Raw genomic sequence first — 17,026 nt, 5'->3', positions numbered from 1 at the left:
GATTTTAGATCCATCGCACCACCCGCTCCGCCGACTCCCGCCAGTCCGGCGCCGTCCATGCGAACGCATCCGCGAATTTCGCGCTGGAAAGCCTGGAATTGGCGGGGCGGCGCGCCTTGGTCGGATAGTCCATCGTCTCGATATCCCGTACCCGCGCCCAGGGGCCACCAAACTTCAGACTTGTGTCGAGGATGTGACGGGCAAAGCCGCTCCAGTTGGTTTCGCCCGTGCCGGCCAGATGGTAGGCGCCGAACCCGGCGAAGGTCTTGTTGCGATGCAGTATCGCCGCCGCATGCAGGATCGCCTCGGCGATATCAAGCGCCGATGTCGGATTTCCCCATTGATCCGAGACCACCGAGATCTCGTCGCGGTCGGCTGCCAGCCGCAGCATGGTCTTGGCGAAATTCCTGCCGAAAGGGCTGTAGACCCATGCGGTGCGCAGGATGAGGTGGCGGGGATTGGCCGCGACCACGGCCTGTTCACCGGCAAGCTTGGAGGCGCCGTAGACGCCGATCGGCCCGGTCGCGTCGGTCTCGACATAGGCGCCGGCCTTTTTGCCATCGAAGACATAGTCGGTCGAAAGATGGATTACGGGAATGCCGAGACGCCCGGCGGCCTGCGCCACCTTGCCGGCGCCGACCGCGTTGACGGCAAAGGCGAGTTCAGGCTCATCCTCGGCCTGATCGACAGCCGTGTAGGCGGCGGCCGAGACGACGATATCGGGCCTGGCGGCGGCAATGGCCTCGATGACGGTCTCGGGTCGTGCCAGGTCGAGCTCGGGGCGGCCGATGGCGACAAGCTCGATGCCGGCCTTCTCCCGGCCGGCCTCCAGAAGGCTTGCGGCGACCTGCCCCTCGCGTCCGGTGACAAGCAGTCTCACGCGCCCACCTTGCGGGCCTCGCCCAGCCTTTCGCCGGCATAGCGCTGTTCGCGGATCGGCCCCCACCACCATTTGTTGTCGAGGAACCAGTCCACCGTCCGCGCCAGGCCGCTGTCGAAATTCTCCCTCGGCGCCCAGCCGAGCTCGCGGCCGATCTTGGAGGCGTCGATGGCATAGCGGCGGTCGTGGCCGGGGCGATCGGTGACGAAGGAGATCAGGTCGCGGTAGCGCTTGCCGCCGGCGCGCGGACGCCTGGCGTCGAGCAGATCGCAGATCGTCTCGACGACGGCGAGGTTGGTGCGCTCCGAATTGCCGCCGACATTGTAGCTCTCGCCCGGGTGCCCTTTGGTGGCGACCAGTTCCAGCGCGCGCGCATGATCCTCGACGAACAGCCAGTCGCGCACATTGGCGCCGGCGCCGTAGACCGGCAGCGGCTTTTCGTCGAGCGCGTTGAGGATGACCAGCGGGATCAGCTTTTCGGGGAAATGATAGGGTCCGTAATTGTTCGAGCAGTTCGAAAGCACGACCGGCAGGCCGTAGGTTTCGTGCCAGGCGCGCACAAGATGGTCCGAGGCGGCCTTGGAGGCCGAATAGGGCGAGGATGGCGCGTAAGGGGTCTCCTCCACGAACATGCCGCCGTCGAATGGCAGGTCGCCGAACACCTCGTCGGTTGAGACGTGATGGAAGCGGAACCGGCTCTTCCTGTCGTCGGAAAGGCCGCGCCAGTATTCGAGCGCGGCGTTGAGCATCTTGTAGGTGCCGACGATGTTGGTCTCGATGAAGGCGCCGGGCCCGTCGATCGAACGGTCGACATGGCTTTCTGCGGCGAGGTTCATGACAATGTCGATATCGTCGCGGCGCAGCAGGTCGAGCACCGCCTTCTCGTCGCAGATGTCGGCCTGGGCGAAGCTGTAATTATGGGCGTTCTCGATCGGCCGCAGCGAGGCCAGGTTGCCGGCATAGGTCAGCTTGTCGAGATTGGTCACCCGATAGGCCGGATTTGCGCACAGATGCCTGCACACCGCCGAACCGATGAAGCCGGCACCGCCCGTCACCAGAAAATTCATGCCGCTGCCCTCACGACCCATGCCCCGCTTTCGACGACAACCATCAGGCGAACACCTCGGCGGCGGCCAGCGCCGGCGCCTTGAGATCCTTGTCCGACAGCTGGAAACCGCCGGCCAGGGATGGCCACTCGATGCCGATTGCCGGGTCGTCGAAGCGGATCGACCGGTCATGTTCGGGCGAATAGGTGTCCGTCACCTTGTACAGGACCTCGGTGTCGGGCACGAGGGTGACGAAACCATGCGCGAAGCCTTTCGGCACCAGGATCTGGTTGCCCTTTTCGGCAGATACTTCGAGGGCGACCCATTTTCCAAAGCTCTTCGAGGCGCGGCGGATATCGACCGCGATGTCGAGAATGCTGCCGCGGATGACGCGCAGCAGCTTGTCCTGGGCGCGTGGCGCGAGCTGGTAGTGAAGCCCGCGCAGCACACCGGCAGCGGCGGAGTAGGAATGATTGTCCTGCACGAAGGTCAGATCGATGCCGGCCTGCGAAAAGCGCTCGGCATTGTAGGTCTCCATGAAGAAGCCGCGCGCATCGCCGTGGCGTTTGGGAATGATTTCCAGCACGCCGTCGATACCAAGGGGTCTCACCTCCAGCACCTAGCCCTCCGACAGGTCGGCGACGCGCCGGCGCAGATAGGCGGCGTACTCGTTCTTTCCCAGGCGCGCTGCGCGCTCCAGCACCTTGTCGGCCGTCAGCCAACCCTGCTCCAGGGCGATCTCCTCCGGGCAGGCGATCTTGATGCCCTGGCGGTGCTCGATGGTGCGCACGAACGAGGAGGCGTCGTTCAGGCTGTCATGGGTGCCGGTGTCGAGCCAGGCATAGCCGCGCCCCAACCGGTGAACGTGAAGCTGGCCGCGTTCGAGATAGACATTGTTCACCGCTGTGATCTCGAGTTCACCGCGCGCGGAAGGCCGGATGGTCGAGGCGATGTCGACGACGTCATTGTCATAGAAGTAAAGCCCGGTAACAGCCCAGCTGGACTTCGGCTTTTGCGGCTTTTCCTCGATTGTCAGGGCGGTTCCCGTCACCTTGTCGAACGAAACCACGCCATAGCGTTCGGGGTCCTCGACATGATAGGCGAACACCGAAGCGCCCGTCTCGCGCGACGCGGCCGTCCGGCAAAGCTGCGACAGCCCGTCGCCAAAATAGATGTTGTCGCCAAGGATCATCGACACGCTGTCCTTGCCGATGAAGTCGCGACCAATGATGAAGGCTTCGGCAAGCCCATTGGGCTGTGGTTGCTCGGCATAGGAAAGCGTAAGCCCGAACTCCGATCCATCGCCAAGCAGCTCACGGAATACCGGCAGGTCACGCGGTGTCGAGATGATCAAAATCTCGCGAATCCCGGCGAGCATCAATACGCTCAGCGGATAATAGATCATCGGCTTGTCGTATATCGGCAGAATTTGCTTAGAGACTGCTAATGTTAGTGGATAAAGACGTGTTCCACTGCCTCCGGCAAGGATAATTCCTTTCAAGAAGCTCTCCTTGACATGCCGAAGCTCCCCAGCCCTGACTGGCTGTGCTTAGGTTTCATACAATGGCTTGTCAATGCGGCTTGCGACAAACCGTGGCCAGCCCGCTGCCGGGAAATCCTATCCTGGCGCGGCGGCGACCCTGGCGGGAACAAGCAAGTCGTCATCATCATGGTAGCCGGTCCTGACCGGCACGCTCCTTTGGCTCGGCCGTTCGGCAAAACCTTTGTGGAAGACGATAGCATTCAGATAGGCAAACGTCATCGCAAGCGCCGCGGTTCGCAGGGGATAGTCGACAAGGCAGTGAACAAGCAGAAACGACACCGACAGAAAGGCTGATTTCTGGAGGGAGCCCATTCCCGCCCTCACAAGAATATAAAGCAGATATGTTATATATAGAAAAATCAAAACAGCAGAAAAAACTCCTCCTTCGAGAACAATCTCCAGATAATCATTATGCGCGTGATTTACATATGATTTAAATATCATACCTCCTTTTTCATAAATCTGATAAACCTTTGGAAAGGCGCCGAAGCCAACGCCTGTCGCCCAATTGTATTCAATTGCCTCGACCGTGGTTCGCGCAAACTCGGCCCTTCCGAATGCCGGATCGACCGCTTTCGCGTCGATCTTTGTCCAGGCGCCCATCGTATAGATCGAAAGAGCGATGAAGGCCGCGAGGACACCATATCCACCGATCCTGGAGCGCGCGGACAAGAAGACGACGGATATCACGGTAATCGCCAGGCCGATCAGGATACCCGCGCGCGAACCGGCCGCCAGGAGAAGCAGCAAGAGCGTCGCCAGGCCGAGCGCGCCCGATAGGAGGTGCCCGCGAAACAGGCCGTGGTAGACGACGAAGGGAATGGAGACGAACAGCAGGGCCGAGAAGTGATTCTGGTTGGCGAAGAGGCCGGCGTTGATGGTGAATGGCAACAGCCCCTCTATGGCAACCGTATCCGAGAGCGAATACTGAATTGCCGCCGCGAGGCCATTGCAGATTACCCCCATGAAGAAGAACGGGAGGAGGCCATAGACCTGATCCGCGCGCAGGCGCAGGACGCTGAGGAAGAATGCCGCGGCCGCGGCGAAATACAGCAAGCACTCGACCGTGCGCCCGACCCCGACACTGACGAAGCGCAAGCGGGTTTCGCCGTCGAGCCATGAATCCGCCAGCAACACGTTGGGCCGCAGTCCGTCCAGCAGCGCCGCGGGCAGCGGGATGAGCTGAAAACAGAACATTGCGAGCACGAGAGCCAGCAACCACAAGACAGCGCGAGGGATTGCCTGCTGCGATGCGCGCGAAAGTATGGCCGCGGCCGAGACGATCGCCGATATCTCGATCAGGGTCTCGGTATAGAGGCCGCTGGCGGTGCCGCCACCGATGAGCAGGGACAGAAAGAGGATTGATCCGAGCAGATACTTGTCCCATTCCGCGGACCGCCGCGAGCTCTCTCTCACGACGACACCCTTTCAATGCTCAATTTGTGCATGACCAGCGTCCCGACATATCGAAACCGCCAACTCTGGGCGATTGCTTCTGTTTCCAGCCGGAGCGACTGTATCGGGCAAACAGCCGGCCCGACCGTGAAATCCAGGCTGAGGCTTCGCCGGTTGAACGTGCCTTCCGGTATGTTGAAGCGCGCTATTTCGAGCGAAGGATCGATGCATCTGAGGGACCAGAACAATCCCTTCGGCAGCCTCAGATTTGTCGCCGACGCGTTCATGGAAATCCTGTAGGAGCCGGCGGGCAGCTGGATATATTGCTGAAGCGCCGCGTTCTTGACCGGGGTGTTCAAAAATCGAAGCGTCGCTCCGCGGTCGCTTTCGCCCGCATCGCGCGATCCGGCGAAGGTGATTTCCAGGCCCGACCGGTCATGTACGACCCAGTCGAACGGTTTGCCGCTTACGCCCGGGTCGAAACCGCCATTGAAAATGTAGCCCCCGAGTTTGCGTTCGTGTTCGGACAGGCTGAAAATGAACAACCTGTAGGCCGGTCCATATTGCTTCTGTTTGATGTACCCGTTGATGACGGCGGACAATTCCTTCGATGTTGGCGGCGTGTCCGACCCGGCAAGATCAAGCAGCAGTTGATTCGCCCCCGCCAGGCCCCGCGGATTTTGGCCAAGGCTCGCGAAAAGCTTGCTCCGCCACGGTGCCTCCGACCGGATGGCCGCCAATACGGCTTGATATCCCTCGGCGTTGGCAAGGATGGCCGGCCAGCCCGCGGCCACGACCGCAAACTGATCGGGCCAGCGGCGCAACAGGATATCAATCTCGCCCACGGCTCTTGCCAGGTCGCCCGCCCTGACAGAACGATCAATGGACCTCTGCAAAGCGTGTATCTCTGTCTTGGACAGCGTTCGCGCCCGGTCAAAGAGCCTGAAAGCCTCGTCCGTCTCGCCCTGCCGGTACCTGATTTCTCCGATCAAACTATAGAGACGGGCATCCGCGACATTGAAACGAAGCGCTCTGCCGGTCTTGGCGGCCAGTGCGTCGAGATCGGAGCCATCATTGGCCTGATTCAGTTCGCCGGTGATTTCGCCGATCAAGGCGTCCACGTTCAACGGATTCAGTGCCAGTGAGACGTTTGGAGTTCCAGTCTCAAGAAGCCGACTTAGCCCGATCGACGAAGCTACCAACACCAGAACGGAGGCGACGAGCCAAACGCTTGAACGCAGAAGATTTTGCATGCGCGGGCTGGCCTGCTCCGTCATCGACTTTGCCCTCAATTTTCGGGGTGCTCGTGCCGTAGTCGTAATATTCGTAATTCATGTATTTGTAGGCGTAGTTGTGGTCGAACTTGTTCACCGAGAATTTCGACATCGCGGCCCCGATCACGTTTGCGCCGGCTGCCCGCAGACGTTTCAGTGCGGTCTTGGCTGACTTGCGCGTTACCTGGTTGGTGGAAATGACCATCAGCGTGCCTTCCGCGAGGCGGCTGAGGATGGGGGCGTCCGAAAGGCCGACCACCGGCGGGGCATCGATGATGATCAGATCGAAGCGTTTGCCGAGGTTGGTGATGATCAGCGCCATTTTGGGCGAAGAGAGCAGGTCAGCCGGATTGGGCGGGATCGTGCCGGATGTCAAAACGGTCACGTTGGGGAATTTCGTTGCCCTGAAGATGCCGGCCAGATCCTCCTTGCGAACGGTGTTCGTCAGGAGGTTGCTCAGTCCGATCGCATTGTCGAGGCCGAACAGCCGATGCAGGTTCGGCTTGCGCAGGTCGCCGTCGACGAGCAGCACCTTGGCGCCCAGCGCGGCGAAATCCTGGCCCAGCTTGAACGAGGTGGTCGATTTGCCTTCCGAGGGTTCGGAACTGGTCACCAGCAGCGAACGCGGCGCGCCTTCGGCGCCGGAGAACTGCAACGAGGTCCGCAGTGAACGGTAGGCTTCCGAAAGTCCCGATTTCTGGTCGGTGATGCTGGCGACCAGTTCCCGGTCATCGACAAGCGGCAGGATGCCGAGCATGGCCAGGCCGAGTTCCTTCTCGATCTGCTCGGGATTGGTGAAGGTATTGTTCAGCAGCTCGACGACGTAGATGATCGACGTGCTCAGAGCCATGAAGAGCGCCAGCGCAATCGCGAGATTGAGACTGAGGCTTGGAGAATACGGGATCGTCGGCAAGCTCGCGAAATCGACGATCGCGGCGTTTTGCGTCTTGAGCTCGGAGCTGACCCCGACTTCGTTCAGCTTTGAGATCAGGCTGTCATATTGCGACCGGTTGGAATCGACCTCCCGCTTGAGGATGGTGTATTTGATGTTCTTGTCGTTGAAGACGACCTGCTGTTTTTCCAGCTCCGCGAGCTTGGCCCTGAGGTCGGCTTCCTTGTTCTGCGCTTCCTGGTACTTCAACCGCAATGAATCGGTGATCGCCAGCACGCCATTGTTGTAGAGCCGCTGCAGCTCTTTGATCTGCAATTGCAGTTGCTGCATTTCCGGAAAGCCGGGCTTCAGGATGGTCAGCTTCTGCTGATATTGGCCGCTGAGATCCGCCAGTTTTTCACTGAGCTTTTGCAGACCTTCGCTCTCCAGGACCGGACCGAGACTCGCCCCGCGGCCCTTGTCTATCTGGTCCACCACACGGCCGGTATCCAGACGGTCCTGGATCGCTGTGGCGAGCGCCGTGTTGAGGGCCTCGATATTGGACCCGATCAGCGATTTGTCGTTGCCGGTAACGGTGATGCCCGCATCCTTGGCATAGGCGACGAGGGCCTCCTCGGATGTCTGCAGCTTCTGTTTGACCTGGAGCACCTGCTCCTGGATGAACTGCCTCGCCAGATCCGATGTCTCGCTGGTCTGATCCACGCGCTGATCGATAAAGCTCTGGGCAACCTGGTTGGCGACATCGCTTGCATATTTGGGCTTCTGGTCGACGAAGGTGATCGACAAGAGACTGGTGTTGGTCACAAGATTGACCGTCAGATCATCGAGGACGCGCTTGATCGCCATGGCCTCGCGCTCTTCAGGCGTCTTTTCCTGGATCGAAGGCGATTTGGAAATTCCGAATGCGCGATAGACGATATTGCCGAGCGAAAAACTCGGCGTCGGAAACAGGAAGTCCGGCCTTTCGGCAAGCCCGAGCTGAAACACGACGCGTTGCGCCAAGGCCCTGCTCTTCAGTTTTTCACGGGCAGTCAGGAAGGCGCGCACGTCACTGTTTTCGGAGACCACCTCGATGTCCTGGAAAACCTTTGCCGAGGGAACAAGCACCTCCAGTTGTGTCGTTGCCTGATATTTCGGCGTCTGCATCATCGTCACGATGACGCCCGCGACGAGGCCGGCCATAGCCATCATGACGATCAGCCAGCGGTACTGGACGACATAGAAAAGCAGCCTGAGCGGATTGAAGCCCTCATCTTGCGCGGCATAGTCACGGCCGTAAGGACTGTAGCTCTGAGCCCCCTCGTAATAGGGTTCGGCGGACAGGGCTTGACCATATCCGGGGCCGGCAATTTGGGGCTGCCTGTTGCGATCGAGCATGACGCGAGGTGATCCTGGGTTTGTCCATATCCTGGCCGGCCGGAGCCTTCGCTACGGAATGACCGCAATGCGGGCCGCGCTCGAAGCGAGGCCCAGGGCATCCTTCAGATTGTTCATCGCGATTTTCGATTTCGAAGCGAAGACAACAACCACGTCGCCGCCGTAAATGCGCGGGTTGCGATTCTTGCCGGCGCGGATCGCCTCGACATTGTAATTCGCCACCAGCTTGTTGTGGCCAACATTGCGATAGACGAAAACCTTGCCGGCATCGCCGACGGCATTGAAGCCGCCGGCAAGAGCGATCGCATCCAACAGCGAAGCGCTGCTGGAGACCGGATAGATGCCGGCCCTGTTGACTTCGCCGTCGACCGTAATGCGCTGTCCGACCGATTCCTTGACGAAGATGGTGACATCCGGCGACTGCAGATACTTGGCGCCATAGGCGGTCTCGATTTCAGTCTCGAGCTGGCGAACGGTCTTGCCGGCCGCGGTCAATGTGCCGATGAGCGGAAGGGAGATCTGCCCACTCGCATCGACCTGAACGGTCCTGTTCAGATTGTCGACCTGAAACACGCTGACTTCGAGCACGTCGTTGGCGGATAGAGGCTGCTCACTGCCATTCTGGGTGTTCTGCGGAGCTGGCAGATCCTTGACCACCTGCAGCGCGCCGCCACCGGCCAATGCCGTTGGAGACGACGTCGGTTGCAGGGCATCCACGGAGCCCGTCGATGACGTCGAAGTCGAACTTGCGCAGGCAGAAAGCACAAGCAATGCCGCAAGCGCCGGCACGCCTGCATTGTTTCTGGCAAGATCGAAAATGCCCATCAGAGAGCCCCGCTCTTGAACAGCCGCCCCAATCCGCCAAAACGGCCTGTATTGCTGGCACTCGACTTCTTCGCACTCATTTTTCCAACGGGCTGGAGCAACTGATCCTGCAATATCGCTCCCGGGCGCTTCACCGCCATATTGTAGGCTTCATCTTCTCCACACCGGTTTGCGATGGCGACAACAGCCTGGGCGAGTCCGGGTTTGCGGCGGGACACGCCGTGGGCGTCGGAGGCGACGATGTCCACCCTGCCCTCGTCGAGCAGCTTCTCGGAATAATAAAGGGCCGTACGGCCAAAGGCTCCTACGATCGAATCCGCGGTGAGTTGGATAAGGCAGCCCAGTGCGTTCAAACGCTCGACAACGTCGTAGCTCGACCTGATCCAGGTCAAACGTTCGGGATGGGTAAGGATGGGAACATAGCCGGCGCCGATGAGGCGGGAGGCGAGATCCTCGAGTCGTGGCGGCAGGATGTGATGCGGCGGCTCGAACAGGAAATAGCGCGACCGGTTCAAGGTCGGTATCTTGCCGAGTTTCAAGCGTTCCGGAAGATCGGGGGCGACATGGACATCGGCGCCGACGAACAGGGCAAGCGGGATGCCGGCGTCGAGAAGCGCCTGCTCCAGGACCTGGACCGCCTGAACGATGTTGGTGGCGACGTTTTCATAGACGCCCGGCATGATGTGCGGCGTGCAGGCCATATGCGTCGTGCCGTCGGCTACCGCCAACCGCGCCATCTCGATTGAGAGAGCCAGGCTGGAGGAACCATCGTCGAGACCGGGCAGAATGTGGGAGTGCAGGTCGATCATTGTTGCTTCTGGCTGTGCGCGGGCCGCACGCGGCGGGACCCCGAAAAAAACAAATGCGCCACCCGCGGGATGGCGGAATGACGCATTCACAAGCTTTACAAAACAGCGGACGCCAAAACCCGGCTATCGGCTTACAGCGTCGTCATCATCCTGCAGGCCAATGATAAGAGCCGCGGCGCCGCCAGCGGCGCCAACGCCCAGCAGCACAGGCAAGACGCCGGGGTCGGAGCCGGCCGGCGCGACAGCCGCCTGCGGAGCCTCGAGCGACACGCACATGCCGCCATCCACCGGATCGACCTTCACCGTCATGTTGGCTGGAATCATGAGCGCGCAATCCGCGCCGACAACGAGCGAAGCCGACGCGCGCGGCCCCGTCATGATGCGGGCGCCGGGATATACCGGCGCTTCCGCGCCGACCCCGGCGTAGCCGCTGGCCTGCGACATCTGGACATCGCCCTGAACTTGCGTCAACTGACCGATCGCACCGCCGGATGCCGGCACGGCGGCGAGGCAGGAACAAGCCTGCGCCTGTGCAAAAGCACCGGCTGTTGCAAGCAACGTGCCTCCCACGACGCACGACACAAAAGCAAGAGCTACCCCTGCCCGATAACAACCCTTCATTTCCGCCCCTTCGAAAATCAGCGACCCCGCCGCCTTGGGATCGCTCACGCACTATTTCAACAAGTAATAAACCGATATGGTTAACGAACCCAGCACCAAACCCCGCCGCAACTGCTGGGCCAATTCATCACCGCAACCGCCAAAGGCGTCAGCGGCTGACCGCATTATCGTCGTCCTGTGTCGCGGCGAGCACGCCGGTTGCAAGCAGCGCCCCGGCGAAAATACCCTCCGGCGGACCAAACCCACCGGCGGCGTCGCCCCCAGACGGCTGGATGGCCGCGGTCTGCTCCGAGCCCACCAGCTTGAGGCAGACGTTGCCCTCGACACGCGAAATATCCAGGCTCGAATTCGCCGAAACCTCGATGCCGCACCCGCCGACGGCCACGGAAGCCGACCCCCTTGGCCCCACCACGACACGGCTGCCGAAATCAAGCACGTTGCCGGCCTTGGCCGGACCGTAGCCGGTAGCCTGCGAAACCATCACGTCACCGTCGGCGGCCCGAATGGAACCGATCGGGTTCGCCGGACCATGATAGGCGGTGGCGCAACTGCACGAAGCCTCCTGAGCAAACGCGGACACCGAACCGAAACCGACTGAAACGACAAACCCGGCGGCCACGGTCCTAACGATGAGATCCATTCGTTCCGCCCTTCCCTCAAAGCCAGCTTCGACATCCCAAATCAAAAGATCGTGATCTCAGCGCGTAACAGTTTTTTGCCACAATTCCAACCCGTTTCGCATGGGGGCAAGATTTTTGACCCACGGCGGGCGCTTCGAAACACGTTATTTTAGCGATTGGGTATGAGCAATCCTAACTATCGGGGCTCGAATTTCCGATCCTCCAAATAGAAATCGGGGCTGCCTTCCACCGTAACTGTTTCCAACGCGACTTGATCGAGGCTGAATGACCTTGCAACCGCGATTGCGAGTTTTGTACGCGGTCAGATACGCGACGCGCGATGGGCAGCCAGCATAGCGACGCTTGCCAGGCCGATAAGGACCTGACGCGGGTCATCCCGTGCGATTCGAACCGAGCCTTTCGATCTGCTCGAGGTATTTCTCGATGACGATCCGTTCCGAGAACTGCCGTTCGACCTTTTTCCGGCTCTCAACTCCCATTCTGTCCCTGGACGCACCATCCATCATCGCGAACTCTGTGATGCGGTCGGCCAAGTCGTCCGCGTCCCTCACTTTGCAAAGCAGGCCGTTGACGCCATCGGCCACCACCTCCCTGCAGCCAGGCACATCGGTTGCGATCAGCGGCTTGCCCATCGCGGCTGCCTCGAGCAACGAGCGCGGCGTGCCCTCCCGATAAGAAGGCAGAACGACACAATCGGCTATGTCCAGGAAGGGACGAACGTCGTCGGTGGCGCCCAGATACTCGACCACCCCCTCCTTCACCCATTGCTCGACCTGCGCGCGGCCGACCGCCGTGCGGTTCTCGACATCGAGAAAACCGAGGAGTTGGAAACGTACGGCAGGCAGCTTGCGGCTGACCAGACGGGCCGCCTCGATGAACTCCCCGACGCCCTTGTCCCAGAGAAGCCTCGCCACGAGCAGAAAGATGACCGTATCCGACCTCGGCTTATCACGGGACGACGGTGAAAAACGCGTGAGGTCGACGCCGGAGCCGGGCAACAATGCGGTCTGTTCCTCGCGGACCAGATGCCCGCCGACGAACAGCATCCTGTCGTCGTGGTTTTGAAAGAAAACCACCTTCGAACGAGCCAGTGCCAGCCGGTACAGGGTCCTGGCAATTTTCTGAAGAAGGCCGCCCCGGACGAATACCGTACCGAGCCCCGAAACATTGTTGATGACCGGAATGCCGTTGAGGTTCGCCGCCATCGACCCGAACACATTCGGCTTGATGGTGAAGCCGACAAACACACTTGGCTTCTCGCGGCGCAGAATGCGCCAGTAGCGCCATAGCAGCATCAGGTCGCGAGCCGGCGAGGTGCCGGAATTATCCATTTCGATCTGGACATATCGGCAGCCCAGACTTGGCAGCACCGAGGAATACTCGTCCTTTGGCGCGGCCACGACGACATCATAGCCTTGCCCGCGCATGGCCTCGATGAGGCCTTTACGGAAATTGACGACATTCCACGACGTGTTGATCGAGATGACTATCTTTTTCCCAGCTTCGGATACCACTCCCCACCCCTTCGCTCCCCGCCGCGTCCGTGGCAGCACGGCGCCTGTCCCCAAAATCTCGAACAGCCGCAAGACCTCTCGATGAGCGCCCCGCCCGCTCAAGATAGCCATCTTCTCCCCGACATTGTGATCAGCCCGGCATAAAAATGCCATCGATGGCCGGCGCGGCATCGGTCACGACAAGATTGCGCGCCACCAGATCCTCGAGATGAGCCAGGACCGAGAGGCCGGCTGCTCCATGCAGGCGCGGATCGGTGTCACGGTAGATCGCCTTGACCATGGCGGGAATCGTCCTGTCGCCGGCCCTCACCCGCTCCAGGATGGCGCGTTCGCGCATCCTGCGATGCGTTTTCAACCCGCGCATGAAGTTGCGCGGCGCCGTCACTGGTCCGCCGTGGCCGGGCAAGAGCAGGCGGTCGCCGCGCTCGATCAGCTTGTCGAGGGATGCCATATAGTCGGCCATCGCTCCGTCCGGCGGCGCCACGATGGAGGTTGCCCAGCCCATGACATGATCCGCCGAGAACAGGATGCCGGTTCCTTCCAGCGCGAATGCCGCATGGTTGGCGGTGTGCCCGGGCGTCAGGACCGTGCGGATCGCCCAACCATCGCCGGCGACGAGTTCCCCATCGGGCAGCGCGATGTCGGGAACGAATGTGGCGTCGGCGCTGGCGTCGAGAGAATTGGTCTCGCCGACACGCAATGGCCTTGCCGGCCTGTGTGGCCCCTCCGCCAGAACGACCGCGCCGGTGCGCTCCCTCAACCGGGCGGCCAGCGGGGAATGATCGCGATGCGTATGACTGACGAAGACATGGCTGACCGGCCTGCCCCCGATAATGTCGAGCAAGGTCTGAAGATGCGCCTCGTCATCGGGCCCTGGATCGATCACGGCCAGCGTGTCACGCCCCACCACGTAGCTGTTGGTGCCGTGGAAGGTGAAGGGACTGGGATTGCGGGCCGTGACGCGCTGGACGTTCGCTGCCACGTTCACACCTTGGCCGTAGGCTGGATCGAAGCTGGTATCGAATTTCAGAGCCATGTCTTTCGAACCACGTCGGCGCATTGTTCCTGGAGCGGCAAAACCGATTGCCGCATAGCACGCAAGCCAATATAGGAAAACGTTCAGACCGCGATTATCGTGTCGCGGCAAACCGGATTGGGGAAGACCATGGCAACTGCAACCACGATGCGCCCGCTTGTTTCTCTGGCTTTGCCGCAGGAAGGCGCGGCGCGGCTGGCAACCCAGCTTTTCCTGGCTCTCGCCGGAACGCTGCTGCTGACCCTGTCGGCCAAGACCAAGGTGGTCCTCGGACCCGTCGACATCTCGATGCAGACGCTCGCCGTCTTCCTGATCGCCGCCGCTTTCGGGATGCGCCTGGGTGTCGCCACGCTGCTGCTTTACATGGCCGAAGGTGCGATGGGCTTCCCGGTCTTCCAGGGCACGCCGGAAAAAGGTGTCGGCATCGCCTATATGCTTGGCTCGACCGGCGGCTACCTCGCTGGCTTCGTGGTCATGGCGGCGATTGTCGGCTGGGCGGCCGATCGCGGCTGGGATCGCCATCCGATCAAGCTTTTCAATGCGATGCTGGTTGCCGAGGTGGTGATGATGGCGATGGGTTTCGGCTGGCTGGCACTGCTGATCGGCTCGGAAAAATCCTGGCAGTTCGGCGTTGTGCCGTTCATCGTCGGCGATCTGATCAAGGTGGCGCTGGCCGCAACCCTGGTGCCGGCGGCATGGTCGCTGCTGAAGCGCTCCTGAGACTGGACCATCCGGCCCGGAATATTCCGGGCCGGAAACCCGGCCGTTCGATCCCGTCGCCGCACGCCGCCGGCCGGATTTGACCGATCACCCGATCCATTTCCTAAGATATTGCGTCTATATCACCCTGGATATCCCAGGCATTTTTTATCATAGACAGTAAGCCGGTGCCGGTCGCCGCTTTAAGCGGAGCTGACCAATGCCGCTGATCAGCAACGCCACCAACTTTTGCAGTTGAACAGATACTTGATAGTGTAGCCGCTCTATCGTAGCCCTTGATCTTCGATTGATTCGAATCGCCAATGGCGAAAGGCCCGATTCGCTTTGCGAATGAGTGGCTAGACCAAGTGTAGTGGCAACGGCCGACACTGGCACCTTCGGGGGAAGGTGGAAAGGGGAAGAAGTTGAATGTCGCGACATCAACTATCGTGGGAAGTCGGCACTTCCTGTTCAGAATTCGATTTCAACTTGTCGGCGGACTGACCTTTGCGATCATCGCGCCGGCAATCATCCGGATTGGCTTCAATCCCGAGGTTGTCTATTCGACCAATCTACAGGTAACGGTCGCCGCCGCGGTGATTGCACATCTGACCGGTTTCCTTGCCTATCGCCGCATCGGAAACTTCCCGGGCGTGGCAGCCGCAAGTTACATCCTGCCGACATTCGCGCTCACCTACGGCGTCGTCTTTCTGACGATCTTCTTCTTTCGCTTCGAATACAGCCGGTTTCAGGCCGCGGCCAGTTTCACGCAGTCGACGCTCTGGTATTTCGGCCTCAGCCTGATGACGCGCCGTCTCGATCCCTACCGGCTCGTCGTCGTTCCCGGCGGCGACGTCGATCGCCTCCGGGCGCTGCAGGGCGTGCACTGGTTCTGGATCAAGTCGCCTGCCACCATCATCGAAAAGGCGAATGGGGTGGTCGCCGACCTGCGCGCGAACCTCGGCGACGAATGGGAGCGATACATCGCCGATCGCGCCCTGTCGGGAACACCGGTCTACCATGTCAAGCAGATCAGCGAATCGCTGACCGGCCGCGTCGAAATCGAGCATCTGTCGGAAAACACACTGGGCTCGCTCAATCCGAACCAGGCCTACCTCAAGATCAAGCAGGCCGCCGACTGGATTTCGGCGCTTGTCCTGGTGGTGATTTTCTCCCCCATCCTGGCACTGATAGCCCTGCTCATCCGGCTCGATTCGAAGGGCCCGGTCCTGTTTTGCCAGCAACGCATGGGGTACCGGGGCAAGATCTACACCGTTTACAAGTTCCGATCGATGAGAGCCGGCTCGGATGCCGGCGGCGAGAAGGACAAAGCGATTACCCAGCGCGACGACAGCCGCATCACTCGGGTGGGACGTGTCTTGCGCAAATACCGGATCGACGAGTTGCCGCAGGCCATCAATATCCTGCGCGGCGAAATGAGCTGGATCGGGCCGCGCCCCGAAGCCGTCGTGCTGTCCAAGTGGTATGAGGCCGAGCTTCCCTTCTACCGCTACAGGCATATCGTCAGGCCGGGTGTCAGCGGCTGGGCTCAAGTAAACCAGGGGCATGTCGCGGCTGTCGACGATGTCATGGAGAAGCTGCACTACGATTTCTATTACATAAAAAACTTTTCACCCTGGCTCGATGTATTGATCGTTCTCAGGACCATAAAGACAATGATTACCGGATTTGGCTCGCGATAACAGATCGGCTGCCTTTTCTTATTGCGATTACAGGGACGAAATGGATCTCGCCTCCAGCAAGATAGCGATCATCGGGCTTGGCTATGTCGGCCTGCCGCTGGCAGTGGCTTTCGGCGCCACCAGGGACGTTGTTGGTTTCGACATCAGCCAGGCGCGGGTGGACGCGCTGCGCCGGGGCGAGGACCACACGCTTGAAGCGAGCCGCGAAGAGATCGCCGCCGCGACGCGGCTCAGCTTTACCACGGACAAGGCAGACCTGCGCGATTGCGGCGTCTTCATCGTGACGGTCCCGACGCCGATCGACAGGGCCAACCGGCCGGACCTGCGGCCGCTGGTCATGGCATCGACGACCGTCGGCGAGGTCATATCCGCAGGCGCGGTCGTGATCTTCGAATCGACCGTCTACCCCGGCTGCACCGAAGAGATATGCGCACCCTTGATCGAGAAACATTCGGGGCTGCGCTACAACAGCGGTTTCTTCCTTGGCTACAGTCCCGAACGCATCAATCCGGGCGACCGAGAGCACAGGCTGCAGACGATCGTCAAAGTCACCAGCGGTTCGATGCCGGAGGCAGCCGAAGCCATCGACGCGCTCTATGCCTCGATCGTGCCGGCGGGCACGCATCGCGCCTCCAGCATCGCCGTCGCAGAGGCGGCCAAGGTCATCGAGAACACGCAGCGCGACTTGAACATCGCGCTGATGAACGAGCTGTCGCTGATCTTCGGCAAGCTCGGCATCGATACGACTGAAGTGCTGGAGGCCGCCGGCAC

General features: G+C 60.8%; 16 protein-coding genes. 3 read left to right on the top strand and 13 right to left on the bottom strand.

What is annotated here, in order from left to right; translation table 11 throughout:
• Positions 1 to 4 precede the first annotated feature (4 nt).
• From rfbD to J0I79_RS19110, 13 genes are all read right to left on the bottom strand, one after another.
• Positions 5 to 880 (bottom strand): dTDP-4-dehydrorhamnose reductase, encoded by an 876-nt coding sequence (rfbD, locus tag J0I79_RS19170; protein WP_292862234.1) that lies wholly within the window; start codon positions 878 to 880, stop codon positions 5 to 7.
• A complete protein-coding gene (gene rfbB / locus J0I79_RS19165; protein ID WP_292862231.1) occupies positions 877 to 1,947 on the bottom strand; it encodes a dTDP-glucose 4,6-dehydratase in 1,071 nt (356 codons plus the stop codon). Before rfbB ends, rfbD begins: the two co-directional genes overlap by 4 nt.
• A gap of 43 nt (positions 1,948 to 1,990) precedes the next feature.
• The gene (rfbC, locus tag J0I79_RS19160; RefSeq protein WP_292862228.1) at positions 1,991 to 2,545 is read right to left on the bottom strand and encodes a dTDP-4-dehydrorhamnose 3,5-epimerase; all 555 of its coding nucleotides are present in this window, start codon (positions 2,543 to 2,545) and stop codon (positions 1,991 to 1,993) included.
• Positions 2,546 to 3,427: a glucose-1-phosphate thymidylyltransferase RfbA gene (gene rfbA / locus J0I79_RS19155; protein ID WP_292862225.1), complete on the bottom strand. Its 882-nt coding sequence runs from the start codon at positions 3,425 to 3,427 to the stop codon at positions 2,546 to 2,548.
• A gap of 117 nt (positions 3,428 to 3,544) precedes the next feature.
• Positions 3,545 to 4,885 carry an O-antigen ligase family protein gene (locus tag J0I79_RS19150; protein WP_292862222.1) on the bottom strand — a complete coding sequence of 447 codons (1,341 nt, stop codon included), beginning with the start codon at positions 4,883 to 4,885 and terminating at the stop codon, positions 3,545 to 3,547.
• Positions 4,882 to 5,985 (bottom strand): hypothetical protein, encoded by a 1,104-nt coding sequence (locus J0I79_RS19145; protein ID WP_292862274.1) that lies wholly within the window; start codon positions 5,983 to 5,985, stop codon positions 4,882 to 4,884. Before J0I79_RS19145 ends, J0I79_RS19150 begins: the two co-directional genes overlap by 4 nt.
• 43 nt (positions 5,986 to 6,028) lie before the next feature.
• Positions 6,029 to 8,407 (bottom strand): polysaccharide biosynthesis tyrosine autokinase, encoded by a 2,379-nt coding sequence (locus J0I79_RS19140; RefSeq protein ID WP_292862219.1) that lies wholly within the window; start codon positions 8,405 to 8,407, stop codon positions 6,029 to 6,031.
• 51 nt (positions 8,408 to 8,458) lie between these two features.
• Positions 8,459 to 9,232: a polysaccharide biosynthesis/export family protein gene (locus J0I79_RS19135; protein ID WP_292862216.1), complete on the bottom strand. Its 774-nt coding sequence runs from the start codon at positions 9,230 to 9,232 to the stop codon at positions 8,459 to 8,461.
• A complete protein-coding gene (locus J0I79_RS19130; protein WP_292862214.1) occupies positions 9,232 to 10,131 on the bottom strand; it encodes a CpsB/CapC family capsule biosynthesis tyrosine phosphatase in 900 nt (299 codons plus the stop codon). The genes J0I79_RS19135 and J0I79_RS19130 overlap by 1 nt, the downstream gene beginning before the upstream one ends.
• 33 nt (positions 10,132 to 10,164) lie before the next feature.
• A complete protein-coding gene (locus J0I79_RS19125) occupies positions 10,165 to 10,710 on the bottom strand; it encodes a hypothetical protein (RefSeq protein ID WP_292862211.1) in 546 nt (181 codons plus the stop codon).
• Positions 10,711 to 10,810: 100 nt separating this feature from the next.
• Positions 10,811 to 11,302, bottom strand: coding sequence for a hypothetical protein (locus J0I79_RS19120; RefSeq protein ID WP_292862208.1), 492 nt, complete (start codon positions 11,300 to 11,302; stop codon positions 10,811 to 10,813).
• Positions 11,303 to 11,674: 372 nt separating this feature from the next.
• On the bottom strand, positions 11,675 to 12,928 hold the full coding sequence (locus J0I79_RS19115) for a glycosyltransferase family 4 protein (RefSeq protein ID WP_292862205.1): 1,254 nt from the start codon (positions 12,926 to 12,928) through the stop codon (positions 11,675 to 11,677).
• Between the two features lie 19 nt (positions 12,929 to 12,947).
• A complete protein-coding gene (locus J0I79_RS19110) occupies positions 12,948 to 13,853 on the bottom strand; it encodes an MBL fold metallo-hydrolase (protein WP_292862201.1) in 906 nt (301 codons plus the stop codon).
• A 129-nt stretch (positions 13,854 to 13,982) separates the two neighbouring features.
• Between J0I79_RS19110 and J0I79_RS19105 the strand changes: the two genes are divergently transcribed.
• The 3 genes from J0I79_RS19105 to J0I79_RS19095 all read left to right on the top strand — a co-directional run.
• Entirely contained in the window at positions 13,983 to 14,573 is a 591-nt protein-coding gene (locus J0I79_RS19105; protein ID WP_292862198.1) for a biotin transporter BioY, read from the top strand.
• A 404-nt stretch (positions 14,574 to 14,977) separates the two neighbouring features.
• Entirely contained in the window at positions 14,978 to 16,255 is a 1,278-nt protein-coding gene (locus tag J0I79_RS19100; RefSeq protein WP_292862195.1) for a sugar transferase, read from the top strand.
• Between the two features lie 40 nt (positions 16,256 to 16,295).
• Positions 16,296 to 17,026: nucleotide sugar dehydrogenase (locus J0I79_RS19095; RefSeq protein WP_292862192.1), on the top strand; the 731-nt coding region annotated here is incomplete at its 3' end.

The organism is Mesorhizobium sp. (genome assembly GCF_017306585.1).
Taxonomy (GTDB): domain Bacteria; phylum Pseudomonadota; class Alphaproteobacteria; order Rhizobiales; family Rhizobiaceae; genus Mesorhizobium.
This window is presented reverse-complemented; position numbering and strand designations above follow the sequence as displayed.